Here is a 16,216-nt window from a genome sequence, read left to right on the forward strand (position 1 = left end):
CCGGCCGCAATGGCAGCCGTCGTGCGAGGTCGCGTTCAGCAGGGCGTGGGCGCGTCCGCGAAGCGCGCCCGGATGGCCAGCACCTGCGGCAGGATGCCGACGAAGGCCGGCACCAGCGCCGGGTCAAAGTGCTTGCCGGCCTCGCGCTCGAGCAGCGCCACCGCTTCCTCCACGCTCCAGGCCGCCTTGTAGGGCCGCACGCTGGTCAGCGCGTCGAACACGTCGGCGATGGCCACGATGCGCGCCTCCAGCGGAATGGCTTCTCCCGCCAGGCCGTTCGGGTAGCCGCTGCCGTCCCATTTCTCGTGGTGGCTCAGCGCGATCTTGGCGGCGATGTGCAGCACGCCGCTGTCGTGCTGGCCGATGATGTCGGCGCCGATGTTGGCGTGCGAGCGCATCACCGACCATTCCTCGGCCGTCAGCTGGCCCGGCTTGCGCAGGATGTGGTCGGGGATGCCGATCTTGCCCACGTCGTGCATGGGCGCGGCATGCAGCAGGTCTTCGGCGTCGTGGGCATGGAAGCCCAGCGCCAGCGCCAGCGCCTGGGCATAGTGGCTCATGCGCAGCACGTGCTGGCCGGTCTCGTTGTCCTTGTACTCGGCGGCCCGGCCCAGGCGCTGCACGATCTCCAGCCGCGAGGCCTTGAGCTCGTCCATGCGCACCAGCGACAGGTGGTTGCGCACGCGCGCGCGCACCACGGGCGGACTCACCGGCTTGATGATGTAGTCGACCCCGCCGGCCTCGAAGCCCTGGGCTTCGTCGCCGGCATCGGACAGCGCGGTCACGAAGACCACCGGGATGCCGAGCGTGGCCGCGTCGGCCTTCAGCATGCGGCAGACCTCGTGCCCGCTCATGCCCGGCATCATCACGTCCAGCAGCAGCAGGTCCGGCCTCTCCTCGCGCGCCAGCTTGATGGCCGTGGCGCCGTCGCGCGCGTACAGCAGCCGGTAGTCGGCTTGCAGGATGCCGCGCAGCACCTGCAGGTTGGTGGGTTCGTCGTCCACCAGCAGCAGGCGTGGTCGGCGGTCGGTCTCGGTCGTCATGGCAGGGTTTCGGTATCGGTCTGTAGGTTGGCGCGCAGGCGGTCCACGCAGCGGACCGCGGCTTCGAAGTCGAAGTTGTCGATCGCGGCCATCAGCTGGCGCAGTTCCACCGGCGGCAGCAGTTCGGCCAGCTGGTTCAGCGCATCTTCGTCGAGCTCGTTGCGCTTCAAGGCGCGCTGCAGGCCGTCCAGGTCGTTCAGCACGCTGTGCTGTTCCAGCGGTGCCAGCACGCTCGGCGGGCGCTCTGGCGGCGCGGCCGCGGGCGGGGGCAGCGTGGCGACCACGGCCTGCAGCTGCGCCAGCAGCGCCGGCACCGCGGCCTGCGCGGGCTCCAGCTGGCCGGCGCGTGCCGCGCGCTCCAGCACCTGCGCGGCCAGACGCAGCGCCGGCAGCGCCATGTTGCCGGCGGCGCCGCCGATGCGGTGGGCCAGCGCCGCCAGCGCCGCCATGTCCTGCCGCGCCAGCGCATCGGCCAGGTCCAGCGGCGCGTCGGCCAGCCCCTGCACGAAGTGGCCGATGGCCGCCTGCAGCCGCTCGCGGCTTTGCCACAGCGCCAGGCCCTGCTTCCAGTCGACCACGGCGTTGCTCTCGTCCGGTTCCAGCGCACGCGTGGCCTGCGGTGCCGGCTGCAGGCCCAGCACGCGCGCGACCTCGGCGAACAGCTGGGCCGTCACCACCGGCTTGGTGGCGAAGCCGTCCATGCCGGCCTGCTGCGCGGCCAGCCGGTCGGCGGCCTGCACGCTGGCCGTGAGCGCGATGACCGGCGTGGGCACCAGGCCCTGCGCGCGTTCGCGCGCGCGCAGCGTGCGGGTGGCGCCGAGCCCGTCGATCTCGGGCATGTGCATGTCCATCAGCACCAGGTCGAACTTGTGCTCGGCCAGCAGCTCCAGTGCCTCGCGCCCGTTGCGTGCGCTGCGCACGCCGTGGCCGTCGGCCTGCAGCAGCAGTTCCAGCAGCTCCACGTTCTGCGGCACGTCGTCCGCCACCAGCACCGACAGCGGCGGCAGCCGGCTCGCGGATGCTGCAGCGCCGGCCCGTGGCGCGTGCCCGGCCTGCAGCGGCAGGTGCACCTCGAAGCAGCTGCCCACGCCCAGTTCGCTGCGCACCACGATGCTGCCGCCCATCAGCTCGGTGAGCTGGCGCGCGATGGTGGTGCCCAGGCCGGTGCCGCCGAACTGCCGCGTGATGGTGGCGTCGGCCTGCGCGAAGGCGTCGAAGATGCGTTCCAGCCGGTCCGGCGCGATGCCGATGCCGGTGTCCACGATGGAGACCACCGTCATGTCGGCGCGCTGGTCGACGCGCACGTCGATGCGGCCCTGGTGCGTGAACTTGATGGCGTTGCCGACCAGGTTGACCAGCACCTGCTGGATGCGCAGCGCATCGCCCTGGCGGAAGTCGGAGAGCAGGGCCGGGTAGTCCAGCCCCAGCGCCAGGCCCTTCTTCTCGGCCGTCAGCCGCATCGAGGCCACCACCTGCTCGCACAGCTGGCGCAGCGAGAAGTCGGTCAGTTCCAGCTCGACCGCGCCCTTCTCCAGCTTGGCCGTGTCCAGGATGTCGTTGAGCAGGCCCAGCAGCGACTGCCCGGCCTGGCGCACGGTCTCCAGGTGGCGGCGCTGCGTGGGCGCCAGCGCGGTGTTGAGCAGCACGTCGGTGAAGCCCAGGATGGCGTTCATGGGCGTGCGGATCTCGTGGCTCATGTTGGCCAGGAAACTGCTGCGTGCCTGGGCGGCCTGCTCGGCGACGGCCTTGGCCTGGCGCAGTTCGCGCTCCATGGTCTTGCGCAGCGTGATGTCGGTCTTGAAGGCCATCATCTTCACCAGGCGGCCGGCGCCGTCGAACACCGGGTTGTAGGTGGCCTGCACCCACAGCTCGCGGCCGTTCTTGCCCACGCGCTCGAATTCGCCGGCCAGCACCTCGCCGCTCCTGATCGCTTCCAGCGTGCGCAGCTGTTCGGGCGATGCGCGCTGGCGCTGCGGCATCATGTCCCGGTAGGGACGGCCGACCAGCTCGTCGGCGCGGTCGTAGCCCAGCATGGCCACGTAGTTGCCGTTGCAGTTCAGGATGCGGCCGTCGGGGTCGATCTCCAGCACCGCCATGGCGCGGTCCAGCACCGAGCCGGTGGTCTCGAAGGCCTTGGCGCGGGCGCGTTCCTCGGTCACGTCCAGCATCACGCCGTCGATCCACTGCAGCACGCCATCGGCATCGCGCACGCCGCCGGCCGATTCGGCGACCCAGCGCTCGGCACCGTCGGCGCGGCGCAGGCGGTACTCGACCGCGTAGGGCTGGTCCTGCTCCAGCGCATGGGCGATGGCGTTGCTGCGTGCCTGCCGGTCGGCCGGCGGGATCAGCGCCTCCAGGCTGCGCAGGTTGCCGGTGAACTCATCGGCGCGCCAGCCCGTCAGCGTCTCGATGCGGTCGGAGACGAACAGCATCTGCGCATGCAGCCTGGCCTCGCTGCGGAATGCCACGCCGGGCATGTTGGCGATCAGCGTGCGGTACTGGGCCTCGCGGTTGCGCAGCGTGCCCTCGATGGCCTTGCGTTCGGAGATGTCGGTCACGATGCCCAGGTACATCGGCTCGCCTGCGTCGTCGGTGCGGCTGATCGCCAGCCGCAGCGGCACGGGCCGGCCGTCGCGGTGCCGGCCGACGACCTCGCGGCTGGCGCCCACCAGCGGACGCAGCCGGTCCTTCAGCTGCGCGGCGTGGTCGGCGGCACCGTCGTCGTCGGGCATGTCGTTCATCAGCAGGCCGATGTTGCGGCCCACGATCTCCGCCGCCGGCCAGCCGAAGATGCGTTCGGCCGAGGCATTGAAGGACAGGATGCGGCCGTTGCGGTCGGCCGAGACGATGCCGTCCACCGCGGTGTCCAGCACCGCACGCAGCCGGCCTTCGCTGTCGCGCAGGCGCTGGTTCAGGTGTTGCGAGCGCAGCAGCGCCTGCACCGTCACGGCCAGCGCGCCGATGGTCACGGCCACGAACGCGATGCCCAGCGCCAGCACGGCATGGGCGTCCTTGGTGGGGTCGAACGCAGGATCGGTGGGGCCGATGAAGCGCGCCGCCGCCATCGCCTGGTAGTGCATGCCGGTGATGGCCAGCCCCATCACGGTGCCGGACAGCAGGTTCAGTGCCTGGCCGCCCAGGCGCACGCGGTGCGCCAGGCCGAAGCGGATCCACAGCGCCACCATGGCCAGCACCACCGCCAGCACGATGGAGGCCGCGAAGCCGAGCGGGTCGAACGCCAGCCGTGCGTCCATGCGCATGGCCAGCATGCCGCCGTAGTGCATGGTGCCGATGCCGGCGCCCACCAGCAGCCCGCCCAGCAGCAGCTGGCCGGCGCTGACGCGCGGGCGCGCCAGCAGGTGCAGGGCGGCCGCGGCGGCCAGCAGGCTGGGCAGCATGGACAGCAGCGTGATGCCCGGGCTGTAGTCCACGTCGGTGCACAGCTGGAACGCGAGCATGCCGATGAAATGCATGGCCCAGACGCCCGCGCCCAGCGCCAGCGAGCCGGCCGCCAGGGCCGACCAGCGCGCCGCCGGCCCCGTGGTGTGGCGGGCGCCCACGGCCAGCTGCATCGCCGCGCACGAGGCAGCCACCGCCACCACCACCGACAGCGCCACCAGCCAGGGGTTGTAGCCACCGGCGATCTGCTGCGCCGGTGGCACGGCCTCCAGCAGGAACCACTGGGTCCAATCGAACAGGGGGGGCGGTTGCATGTGAACCTGTTACAAATAATGACGAAATTGTGCGGGCCTTATGTTCGTCAAAAGCGCAGATCCAGGCGTGCAAACATTCCACGCGCACACAACTTTCGGGCGCCAGTGTGGTAAACGCGCCGCAGTTTTGTGTCAGCCGGCCGCCTTGCCGCGGCGGCCACCCGCGTGGACGGGCTGTGTCTCCAGTCCGGTGGAATCGGCCGGACGGTGTTCAGGCCGGGCTGGAGCGCAGCCCGTAGGTCTTGCCGGCCACGAAAAGGTATTCCACGCGCATCACCGCCTCGCCTTTTTCGCCCTGGAAGGTGAAGCCCACGGCGGCGACCTGCGCGCCATGGCGGATCTCCTCCACCTGCCAGGCGCGCATGCGCGTGAGCGGGGCCAGTTCCAGCTCCCAACGCCGGTCCGTGCGCGTGGGCAGCGCGGCCTTGGCCAGGAGCGCTGCGCCGTCGATGCCGGCACTTTGCGCCGGCAGCGTGCGCTGGCGCAGGTCGGCCGGCAGGGCCGGCGTGGCCGGCGTCTCGACCACGAGTTCGGCATGCGGGTTGCGCCAGCGGCTTTCGACCACCCGGCCTTCCAGGTAGATCGGCCGGTCCTGGTCGAAGCTGCTCCAGCCGTGGTGGGCATGGGCGCGCTGCAGCGCGAGCGGGGCGCCGAGGCTGGCCAGCGCGATCAGCCGGCGGCGCGTGAGGTGCAGGGTCATGGCATCGTTCCTTGGTGGTGGGTCATTCGTACGCGATCCAGCGGCCGCAGGCGATGGCGGCGAGCCACAGCCCGGTGGACGCCAGCATCTGCAGCCGGGCCAGCCGGTCGAGCCGGGCCAGCGCGTCGCGGCCATGGAACCAGGCCGCATTGCAGCCGGCCAGCGCCAGCAGGCCCATCTTGAGCACGAAGCTGCGGTTGGCCAGCAGCTCGCCCGGATGGGAGGCGAACATCAGCAGGCCGCTGCCCGCGGCCAGCGCGAAGCCGGCCAGCGCCAGCGTCAGCGACAGCCGCGCCAGCGCCGGCACGGGCAGCGCGGCGGCGCCGCCGAACACGCGCACCTCCAGCGCCACGAGGTTGCCCAGCAGCAGCGCGATGCCGACGATGTGCACGACCTCCAGGGCCGGGTAGGCCCAGGGATGGGACTGCAGGGCGGCGAGGGCTTGCATGCGGCCATCTTCGCACCGGCCCGCGCCGCGCCGCGAATGCCCCCAATCGGTTCCGCGTCAGTCGCCGGGCACGGCGCCTTCGCGCGTCATGAGCGCGGCGGCCGATGCACGCGTCTCCACGCCGAGCTTGGCGTAGGCATGCTCCAGGTGCTTGTTCACGGTGCGCGGCGACAGGCCCAGGATGTCGCCGATGTCGCGGTTGGTCTTGCCCTTGGCCAGCCAGGACAGCACCTCGACCTCGCGCGGCGTGAGGTCGGCCTCGCGCAGCCGCGAAGCCGCCTGCGGCCGCACCTGCAGCAGCGCCATGGCCTCGCCCATGCCGCTGGCGCCGATCCACTGCAGCCGCAGTTCCTCGCCGCCCTGGGCCGCGAGCAGGGCCACGCCGCCGCCGGCCGCGCGCAACGGCGCGAGGAAGGGCGCCAGCCAGGCCGGCCACTGCTCGGCCGGCCGGTCGGCGAAGCGGCGCAGCCACTCGGCCGCGCGCGGCGAGCGCCAGGCCAGCCGGTCCTGGTGGTCCAGCAGCAGCACGCCCAGGCCGCCCAGGTCGACGGCTTCCCGTGCGAGCCGCGAGACGCGCGCGTTGCGCACGTGCGTGGCCAGCCGCACGAGCACCTCGTCGATCTTGAGCGGCTTGACCACGTAGTCCACGCCGCCCGCCTCGAACCCGGCCACGATGTGCGCGGTCTCCGACAGTGCGGTCATGAAGATCACGGGCACGTGGGCACGCTCAGGCAGGGCCTTGATGCGCCGGCAGGTCTCGAAGCCGTCCAGCCCCGGCATCAGCGCGTCCAGCAGGATGGCGTCGGGGATCACCCATTCCAGGCTCTGCAGCGCGGCCTCGCCACTGCGCGCCACCAGCACGCCGTAGCCGGCCGTCTCGAGTGCGTCCACGAGGAAGCCCAACGCGTCCGGCGCGTCGTCGACCACCTGCACCACGAGCTTTTGCGGCGCCGTCATTCCCGTTGCAACCATCTCAGAAGACTCTCCAGGTCGACCCGGTCGACCAGCTGGCGCAGATAGTCGCATTCGCGCTGCGTGGCGGTGTCGGCCGCGGCCATGCGGGCAATGCCGCGCTTGAGCGATCCCACGTCGCCGATGCGTGCCAGCCAGATCAGCTCGGCCGTGGCTTCGTTGGACAGGGTGTGGGTCAGCGGTGCCTGCGCCTCCTGCGCCACCGGCGCGGGCGGCGCCTCGTGGATCCATTCGAGCTGCAGCAGGCGCTCCAGCTGGCCCAGCAGTTCGGACTCGGCCACCGGCTTGGTCACGAAGCCGTTGCAGCCGCTGCCGTCCAGTTGCTCGGGCGCGTGGAACACGTTGGCCGAGACCATCACCACGGGCAGCGCCGCGTGGCCGGCCTGGCGCAGCGCGCGGCAGGTGGCCCAGCCGTCCATGGCGCCCATGTTCACGTCCAGCAGCACCATGTCGGGCGGATGGCCGGCCACGGCCTCCAGGCACTCCGGGCCGCTGGCGGCCTCCTGCGTGGCAAAGCCCAGCGGGATCAGGATCGCGGCCATCAGCTGGCGCTGCTCGGGCTGGTCGTCCACCAGCAGCAGCCGGCGCCGCTCGCCGCGGTAGCCGATCACGCGGCGGTGGTTCTCCACCTGGTGCTGGTCGATGGCCGTCAGCTCGCGCATGTACAGCCGCAGCTTGAAGCAGCTGCCGCGGCCCACCGCGCTGTCCACCGACAGCTCGCCGCCCATGAGGTCGGCCAGCAGCTGCGTGATGGCCAGGCCCAGGCCGGTGCCGGGCTCGTGCGCGATGCGGCCCGAGCTGCTGCGCTCGAACGGCAGGAAGATGCGCTCGATGTCGTGCGGCGCGATGCCCAGGCCCGTGTCCTCGACGTCGAAGCGCGCCACCTCCATGCGGTGCGACACGCGCAGCACCACGCTGCCCTCGGCCGTGAACTTGATGGCGTTGCTGAGCAGGTTCAGCAGGATCTGCCGCAGCCGCTTGGCGTCGGCCTGCACATAGGCCGGCAGGGCACGGGCCGGCAGCTCCAGCCGGAAGTCCAGCCCCTTGGCATGGGCCTGCGGCTCCACCATGCGCACCAGGTCGTCCAGGAAATCGCGCAGCGAGATCGCGGCGGTCTCGATGCGCATGCGCCCGGCCTCGATGCGGGCCAGGTCCAGCATGCCGTCGATCAGGCTGGACAGGTGCTGCCCGCTGCGCTGGATGGTGGCCACCGGCCCGCGCACGGCCTCGCTGTCGGCACTGCGCAGCAGCACCTGCGAGTAGCCCAGGATGCTGTTGAGCGGCGTGCGGAACTCGTGGCTCATGCCGGTGACGAAGCGCGTCTTGGCCAGGTTGGCGGCCTCGGCCACCTCCTTGGCCTTCTGCAGCGCGGCGTCGGTGCGCTTGTGCGCGTCGATCTCGCGCAGCAGCAGCTGGTTCTGGTGGTTGGATTCGTCCTGCGCCACCTGGCGGCTCTCCACGCCCAGCACGATCCACCAGGCGCCCACGGCCAGCAGCAGCAGCGCCAGCGTGTAGACCTTCTGGAAGCCCGTGCGCATGCTGGCGCGCGCATGGTCGTCGAGCCCGGCGGCCACCACGTCCTGGTAATACACCAGGCCCATCACGGTGGACAGCAGCAGCGCCAGCGACACCAGCACCACCATGTAGTGCGTGAGCCGGAAGTTCACGCGCTGCGCCACCGCGCCGGGCAGCAGCTTGCGCAGCAGGTCGTGCGTCTGCTCGGACGCGCTGGAGCGGCTCTTGCAGCGGTCGTGGCAGCGCGACTCCAGCGTGCAGCACAGCGAGCAGATGGCCGCGCCGTAGGCCGGGCAGAACGACATGTCCTCGGATTCGAAGCAGTTCTCGCAGACCGAGCAGGCCACGCTCTCGCCGGGCTGCCACAGCGGCGTGCGCGGCCGCGCGATGTACCAGCGCCCGCGCGTGCCCCAGGCGATCAGCGGCGCCGCCGCCAGCGCCGTGCCCAGCGCCAGCAGCGGCGAGAACGCACGCGCGGCCGGCCCCAGCACGCCGGCATAGCTGGCCACGCCCACGGCGCCTGCCAGCAGCGTGGCGCCCACGCCCACCGGGTTGATGTCGTACAGGTGGCCGCGCTGGAACTCGATGCCCTTGGGCGACAGGCCCAGCGGCTTGTTGATGACCAGGTCGGCCACCAGCGCGCCGACCCAGGCGATGGCGATGTTGGCGTACAGCCCCAGCACCTCCTCCAGCGCGCGGAACACCCCGAGCGTGAGCAGCAGGATGGCGATCAGCACGTTGAACACCAGCCACACCACGCGCCCGGGGTGGCTGTGCGTGAGCCGCGCGAAGAAGTTCGACCAGGCCAGCGAGCCCGCGTAGGCGTTGGTCACGTTGATCTTGATCTGCGAGATGACCACGAACACCACCGTGACGGCGACGGCCCAGGCCGGGTCGGCGAACAGCAGGCCGAAGGCGGCCAGGTACATCTGCGTGGGGTCGAGCGCCTTGTCCAGCGGCAGCTGGATCTGCAGCACCAGGTAGGCCAGCAGCATGCCGCCCAGCATCTTGAGCATGCCCGGCACGATCCAGCCCGGCCCCGCGGCCAGCACCGCGCCCCACCAGCGCCAGCGGTTGCGCGCCGTCTTCTCGGGCAGGAAGCGCAGGAAGTCCACCTGCTCGCCGACCTGCACCACGAGCGCGAAGGCCATGGTGGCGGCCGCGCCGAACATCAGCCAGGAGAAGCCGCTCTCGCCCGAGGTGTAGCCCGACAGCCCGGGCAGCTGCGCGAAGACGCCCGGGTTCTTGACCAGGATGGCGATGAAGGGCAGCACCAGCAGCGCCAGCCACAGCGGCTGCGTCCACGACTGCAGGCGGCTGATGAAGGTGATGCCGTAGGTCACCAGCGGGATCACCACGAGCGAGGAGAGCAGGTAGCAGGCCGTGATCGACCAGCCGGTGAAGTACAGCTGCAGCGCCGAGGCCATGATGGCCGCCTCCAGCGCGAAGAAGATGAAGGTGAAGCTCGCGTAGATCAGCGAGGTGATGGTCGAGCCCAGGTAGCCGAAGCCCGCACCGCGCGTGAGCAGGTCCATGTCGACCGCGTAGCGCGCCGCGTAGTAGCTGATCGGCAGCGCGGTGAGGAAGGTGATGGCGCCGACCAGCAGGACCGCCCACAGCGCATTGGCGAAGCCGTAGTTGAGCGCCATGGCCGCGCCGATGGCCTCCAGCGCCAGGAAGGACACCGCCCCCAGCGCCGTGTTGGCCACGCGGAACTCCGACCAGTGGCGGCGCGCCCGCGGCGTGAAGCGCAGCGAGAAGTCCTCCATCGTCTCGTTCGCGACCCAGGCGTTGTACTCCCGGCGGATGCGGAAGATCTTCTGGGCGGGGGCGGTGGCCTGGGAGGTGTTGTCCATGGAACCCCGGACCCATGCAATTAGCGTACCCTGCAGCACGCAGGCGACCGGCTCGCGCGCCGCCCTTGCACGGCTGCGCACTCCAGGCGACGCATCCACCGGCGAGGGGATGAACGCAGTGCGGCCTGGCACGCTGAGGTGTAAGTTCACGCAGGCGCCCGGGCCACCTGCTGGTTCCTGCCCGCGCCTGGACCGGTTCTTTCCTGAAACCTGGGAGAAGGCAGCATGGCCAGAGAATGGTTGTTTGCCAGCGCGGCCATCCGGTGGGGCGGCCTTGCCCTCGGGATGTCGGCCTTGCTCGCCGCGGGCGAAGCCATGGCCGCCGACTTCCGTTGCGCGGATCTCCGACCCAGCCAGTCGCAGACGCCGCCGTACCAGCGCATCGCCGGCCAGGCGCGGTGCGAGGGCTTCTTCGACCAGCACGTCTCGCAGCCGTTCATCGAGCTGGTCTCGCTGACCGCATCGGCGCCACCGAAGCAGGAGCAGGGGGTGCTGGAGCTCCGTGCGTCGCGCCGCGCTGCCGTGCAGCTCGTCGTCCAGCCGCTGCGGCCGGCGCCGTTCTACCGCGTCGATGCGCTGGTCGAGGCAGCGCAGGCGATGCGCTGGGACGATGCGCAGATGCTGGGCGCCACCGGCCTGCGGCGCCGCGACATCGGCTTCCTGGCCCTGGCGCCGGGGCCGGACGGCATGCCGACCTACGTGCCGGTCACGTTCGCCGACGCCGGCGAGGCGCCCGAGGTGGCCTCCGGCGTGCTGCGCGCGTCCGTGCCGGTCGCCAGGCTGGCGTGGCGCAGCCTGCGCGGGGACGGCAGCGACGACGGCTCGGGCGGCTGGCACGACCTGCCGGGGCCTGCCCGGTTCGCATGGGAGCGCGTGCCCATCGAGCTGCAGCTGCCGCGCGGAGGGCGCGGCGTCCAGATCAACGTGCAGGCCACCGATGCGGCCGGCAAGATCCTGCCGCTGCTGCGGTTCAACCTCGCAGGGCCTGCCGATGCCATCCCCTGACGATGTGGCGGCGCTCGAACGCGCGCGCGCCGAGGCGGCACGCCGCCTGGCCGAGCGCGCCGGCGATCCGGCCGCGCTGCTGCCGGAGCTGCGGGACCTGCGCGAGCGCCTGCAGCTGATCGACGCGGGGCTGGCCGCGCGTGCCGTGCCATCGCGGGGCCGGCGCTGGCCGCCTGCGCTGTGGCCGGCATTGGCGGTGGCGGTGCTGGTCTCCATCGCCGCCGCGGTGCCCGTGGGGTCCGTGCCCTTCACGCTGGAGGCCAAGGCATCCTCGGTGGGGCTGCAGCTCGACGCGGCGGGCGACCTGGGTCCCCAGGCCGTCGACGGCGAACTGCGGCTGGAAGGCCAGACCCGGCTGGAGTCGCCGGCGGCCTCTCTCGCCGAGGATGCGGCAGCGGCCGGCGGCGACGCGCTGTCGCTGCGCGCGCAGCAACTCGTGCTGCGCCGGGTCGGCCACCCGGCCGGCAGCCTGCTGGTCGTGCAGGCCGGCCCCCAGGTGCACCTGACCCTGGACGCGCCCCGCGCCGTGGTGCGCGTGGATGTCGAGTTCTCCGGCCCGACCCAGTGGCGTCTGGCCGGCGCCGGCGCGGCGAAGTCGGCTGACTTCGCGCACGCCGAATGGCTGCGGGCCAGTGCGGGCGATGCGGCCCAGGCAGAGCGCAGGCCGCCGCCGTTGGAGCTGTGGCTCGGCCTGGCGCCCGGCAAGGCCTATGCGTGGTCCCATCTGCGGCCATCGGCCTTGCAGTTCGTCGAACGCCGCGCGGACGATGCACGGCAGGCGGCCGTCGCATCCAGCCTGGAGCAAGCCCGGATCGCGCTGCCGGCCACCGGCGCCGAGGTCAGGCTCGGCGCTGGAGACCGCCTGGACGTCGCGGGCCTGGAGCTCGAGCGTTTCGAGCTGGCCGCCAGCGACAGCGTCACGGTCAGGCTGTCCGGCACCGCGCGGGTGCTGGCCACGCGGACCGGGGACTTCGAACGTTCGCTCAAGCCGAGCCTGCTCGAGTACATCGCGCGCCACCACACGGTCGGCATGGCGTGGAGCGCGGCGCTGTTCCTGTGGGGGGCCGTCACATGGATCCGCAAGCAGTTCGACGGGGTGGCGCCGTGACGCCCACCAGCAGCGCCGCCGGCCGCCCGCGTCCGCGGCCGGGATGCGTGCTGGCGGCCGCGCTGCTGCTGCTCGGTGCGCCGGCGGTGGCCGGAACGACCTACGACGATGGCCCGGCGCTGGCCCAGCGCCTGCTCGAGGGCGTCGTCCGGGTCAGCGCCGACGAGCACGGCTTCGGCCTCGTCGTCGGTGCCGACGGGGAGTTCGTTTACGTCGCGACCGCGCGCCATGTCGTGGGTGCCGTCGAGCAGGTCGCGGTCCGCAGCTGCAGCGAGGCGCTGCCTGCGGACCTGGCGGCCGAGCGTGTCGCCGGCTTCGATGCCCAGGCGCACGACCTCGCCCTGCTGCGGTTCCGCCGGCCTGCCGGCTACGTCGTGAACGTCCACGTGCTGGCGCCGGCAGGGGAGGTTGCCGTCGGCGATGCGGCGTGGCTGCTGGGCCGGGACGACACGTGCGCCGTGCTGCCGCGCCCGGGCGCCGTGGCGGCGCTCCCCAACGAGCGCGCGCTGTGGCGTGCCGACATGCCGGGTGTGCTCGGCGGCAGCTCCGGCGCGCCCGTGGCCACGGGTCGCGGCATCCTCGGCCTGACCACCGACTCCGACAACGCCAACATCACGGTGATCGACATCGCGCTGGTCGCGCAGCGCGTGCAGGCCGCTGCGCTTGCGTTCCAGCTGGTCGGAGCCGACAACATCCCGCCCGGCGATCCGCAGGCCGCCGAGCGGGACCTGGCCGAGATGCTCGACCGCTTCCTGTTCGCGCTGCGCGACGCGCAGACCGTGCTGCGCGGCCCCACGGTGCGCCGCGACTACTTCACCACGACGGTGACGGAATACAACGTGGCCGCCAAGCGCTTCCGCGATGCGAAGGACAAGTACGACGGCACCCTGCAGCGGCATTGGGAGGCCGGCGTCGCGCAGGAATGGAGCGCGCTGCGCGACCGGCTCTGGGCGGCGCACCAGAACTTCCTGTTCGTCAACGCGCATGCGCAGGCCATCGTCGAAACCGAGCGGGTGCCCGACGCGGTGCGCGAGCGCATGGCCGCGCTCGAGCCCGAACTCGCTGCCGTTCAGCGCGACATCGCGCATTTCCTGCTTTCGGTCAACCAAAGGAGAGTCGTCCATGCCAACACCAGCAACTGACAACGCCACCCGCGCGCGGCGCGCCGGCACGCTCTGGCTCGCCGCCGCGCTGCTCGCCGCCGGCTGCGGCGCCGGCAGCGAGGCCGTTCTACTGGTCCCCTTCTTCACCTTCGGGTTCTCGTCCGACGGGCCCGTGGCAGGGGCCAGCCAACAGGTCTTCCTCAACCTCAGTCCGGGTGCGCCGGCTACCGCGACCGGCGACTTCGACGCGTCCAGCACCTTGAGCTTCGACAATCATTTCTACGACATCACCGGGAGCTACGCAGGCTGCACGCTGCGCGTGAACCTGCCGGCGTCGGCGCCTGCCCCGCTGGCCACCAGCTACGACGGGCGCTTCACCGGTCCGGACACCATCGAGCTGACGCCCCGCACGAGCGGCTTGCCGGTGCTGACGGTGGTGCGGGGGCAAGGCCAGACGGACGGGCGGCCCAAGACCTGCTGACGCCGGCAGCGGCGCTGGCGGGCCCGGCCGGCAGGCACCGCCAAACTTGCCAAATCTGGATAACGCCGCCGCAGGCCGGGTGCTCCAATGGAATTCCCAACGATGACGAACGGAACACCACGTGAGCACTCAACCATCGGCTGGCGGTGAGACCACCGTCCTCGGGGCCTGTCCCCACGATTGCCCGGACACCTGCTCCATGCTGGTCAAGGTCAAGGACGGCAAGGTCACGGGCGTGCAGGGCAACCCGGGCCATCCGTTCACCCAGGGGCGCCTGTGCGCCAAGACCAACCACTACCAGGAGCGCGTCTACCATCCCGAGCGCGTGCTTTACCCGATGCGCCGCACGGGCCCCAAGGGCGCGGGCCGGTTCGAGCGCATCGGCTGGGACGAGGCGCTGCAGACGATCAGCGCGCGCTGGCGCGCCACCATCGCCCGCTCGGGCCCTCAGGCGATCCTGCCGTACAGCTACCTGGGCACCCAGGGCCTGGTCAACGGCCTGACCGTCGGCGACCCGTTCTTCAACAAGCTGGGCGCCACGGTGTCCGAGCGCACCTTCTGCGATTCGGGCGCCTGCACCGGCTACATCATGACGGTGGGGCCCACGCCGGGCATGGACCCCGAGAGCTTCCAGCATTCCAGGCTGATCATCCTGTGGGCCTGCAACATGCTCAGCACCAACGCGCACATGTGGCCGTTCGTGGAGAAGGCACAGCGCAACGGCGCCAAGCTGATCGTGATCGACCCCGTGCGCACGCGCGGCGCGCAGCAGGCCGACCAGCACATCCGCATCAAGCCGGGCACCGACGCGGCGCTGGCCCTGGCGATGATGCACGTCATCGTCAACGAGGGGCTGACCGACGACGACTACATCCAGAAGTACACCACCGGCTTCGACGAGCTGAAGGCGCACGTGCAGCAGTACACCCCGGCGTTCGCCGCCGAGATGACGGGGGTGGACGCCGAGGTCATCCGCGGCCTGGCGCGCGCGTACGCGGCGACGCAGCCGGCCGCCATCCGCATCGGCGTGGGCATCGAGCGCTCGGCCGGTGGCGGCCAGCTGGTGCGCGCGGTGACCAGCCTGCCGGCCCTGGTCGGCGCCTGGCGCAAGCCGGGCGGCGGCATCCTGCAGCTGCCGCTGTGGGCCTTCCCGATCAACTGGGACGGCCTGCACCGCGCCGACTTCATCGCCGAGGGCACGCCGGTCGTCAACCAGTGGCACCTGGGCCGCGCGCTCACGCACGACCTGCCACTGCAGGCGCCGGTCGAGTCGCTGTTCGTCTACAACAGCAATCCCCTGGTGGTGGCGCCCGACCAGGCGCGGCTCATCGAGGGGCTGTCGCGCGAGGACCTGTTCACGGTGGTGAGCGAGCATTTCGTCACCGACACCGCCCGCTATGCCGACATCCTGCTGCCGGCCACCACGCAGGTCGAGCAGGCCGACCTGATGTTCTCGTGGGGCCACTTCTACCTGACGCTGAACCAGCCATCGGTGCAGCCCATCGGCGAGGCCGTGAGCAATTCGGAGCTGTTCCGCCGGCTGGCCCGCGCGATGGGCTTCGACGACCCGTTCTTCTACCGCGACGACGAGCAGCTGATGCGCGACGCGATGCTGTGGGACCACCCGGCCATGCAGGGCATCACCATGGAGGGCCTGCGCGCCACCGGCTATGCGCGGCTGAACCTGCCCGCGCCCGAGCACTACGCGCCGCATGCCGAGGGCGGCTTTCCCACACCCTCGGGCAAGGTCGAGCTGAAGGCCTCGATGGCGGCCGGCGGCAACTTCGTGCTGCCGGTGTTCCGCCAGGGCTACAACGGCTTCCAGGATGGCGGCCCGGTCGATGCGCTGCCCACGTTCCGGCCGCGCCGCGAGACCGGGGCGACGGACGCGGCGCTGGCCGCGCGCTTCCCGCTCTCGATGATGTCGCCCAAGGGCCACGCGTTCCTCAACTCCAACTACGGCAACATGCGCCGCCAGCTGGCCCACCAGGGCGAGCAGTACGTGCTGATCAACCCCGCGGACGCGGCGGCACGCGGCATCGCGCCAGACGCCGTCGTCACCGTGCAGAACGGGCGCGGCGCCTTCAAGGCGGTGGCGCGGGTCTCGGACGAGGCGATGGCGGGCGTGGTCGTCGCGCCGCTCGGCTACTGGATCGACCGCAGCATCGCCGGCGCCACGCCGGCGGCGCTCAACCCCACGGCGTTCGCCGACCTCGGCCGCGCGCCCACCTTCTCCGACAACCTGGTCGAAGTCACGCCCGGCTGAAACTCC

11 protein-coding genes are annotated in these 16,216 nt (G+C 71.7%); 5 read left to right on the forward strand and 6 right to left on the reverse strand.

What is annotated here, in order from left to right; translation table 11 throughout:
* Positions 1-35 precede the first annotated feature (35 nt).
* The 6 genes from ASF44_RS15430 to ASF44_RS15455 all read right to left on the reverse strand — a co-directional run bounded on the left by ASF44_RS15430 (position 36) and on the right by ASF44_RS15455 (position 10,247).
* A complete protein-coding gene (locus tag ASF44_RS15430; RefSeq protein ID WP_056900107.1) occupies positions 36-1,043 on the reverse strand; it encodes a two-component system response regulator in 1,008 nt (335 codons plus the stop codon).
* Positions 1,040-4,756 carry a PAS domain S-box protein gene (locus ASF44_RS15435; protein ID WP_056900108.1) on the reverse strand — a complete coding sequence of 1,239 codons (3,717 nt, stop codon included), beginning with the start codon at positions 4,754-4,756 and terminating at the stop codon, positions 1,040-1,042. The genes ASF44_RS15430 and ASF44_RS15435 overlap by 4 nt, the downstream gene beginning before the upstream one ends.
* 211 nt (positions 4,757-4,967) lie before the next feature.
* On the reverse strand, positions 4,968-5,456 hold the full coding sequence (locus ASF44_RS15440; protein WP_056900109.1) for a DUF6152 family protein: 489 nt from the start codon (positions 5,454-5,456) through the stop codon (positions 4,968-4,970).
* 22 nt (positions 5,457-5,478) lie between these two features.
* A complete protein-coding gene (locus tag ASF44_RS15445; RefSeq protein ID WP_056900110.1) occupies positions 5,479-5,904 on the reverse strand; it encodes a hypothetical protein in 426 nt (141 codons plus the stop codon).
* A 57-nt stretch (positions 5,905-5,961) separates the two neighbouring features.
* Positions 5,962-6,876, reverse strand: coding sequence for a response regulator transcription factor (locus ASF44_RS15450; protein WP_235579229.1), 915 nt, complete (start codon positions 6,874-6,876; stop codon positions 5,962-5,964).
* Entirely contained in the window at positions 6,858-10,247 is a 3,390-nt protein-coding gene (locus tag ASF44_RS15455; RefSeq protein ID WP_056900112.1) for an ATP-binding protein, read from the reverse strand. The genes ASF44_RS15450 and ASF44_RS15455 overlap by 19 nt, the downstream gene beginning before the upstream one ends.
* Positions 10,248-10,472: 225 nt before the next feature.
* On the opposite strand from ASF44_RS15455, the gene ASF44_RS15460 reads away from it, so the two are divergent.
* From ASF44_RS15460 to ASF44_RS15480, 5 genes are all read left to right on the forward strand, one after another.
* Entirely contained in the window at positions 10,473-11,252 is a 780-nt protein-coding gene (locus ASF44_RS15460) for a hypothetical protein (protein ID WP_156374514.1), read from the forward strand.
* Entirely contained in the window at positions 11,239-12,360 is a 1,122-nt protein-coding gene (locus ASF44_RS32360; protein ID WP_162243817.1) for a hypothetical protein, read from the forward strand. Before ASF44_RS15460 ends, ASF44_RS32360 begins: the two co-directional genes overlap by 14 nt.
* The gene (locus ASF44_RS15470; RefSeq protein ID WP_056900115.1) at positions 12,357-13,502 is read left to right on the forward strand and encodes a serine protease; all 1,146 of its coding nucleotides are present in this window, start codon (positions 12,357-12,359) and stop codon (positions 13,500-13,502) included. The genes ASF44_RS32360 and ASF44_RS15470 overlap by 4 nt, the downstream gene beginning before the upstream one ends.
* On the forward strand, positions 13,483-13,944 hold the full coding sequence (locus ASF44_RS15475) for a hypothetical protein (protein ID WP_056900116.1): 462 nt from the start codon (positions 13,483-13,485) through the stop codon (positions 13,942-13,944). The genes ASF44_RS15470 and ASF44_RS15475 overlap by 20 nt, the downstream gene beginning before the upstream one ends.
* 121 nt (positions 13,945-14,065) lie before the next feature.
* Complete coding sequence (locus ASF44_RS15480) at positions 14,066-16,210, forward strand: molybdopterin-dependent oxidoreductase (RefSeq protein WP_255358200.1); 2,145 nt, start codon at positions 14,066-14,068, stop codon at positions 16,208-16,210.
* Positions 16,211-16,216: the final 6 nt, after the last annotated feature.

It is taken from the genome of Pseudorhodoferax sp. Leaf274 (assembly GCF_001422445.1).
GTDB lineage: Bacteria > Pseudomonadota > Gammaproteobacteria > Burkholderiales > Burkholderiaceae_C > Pseudorhodoferax.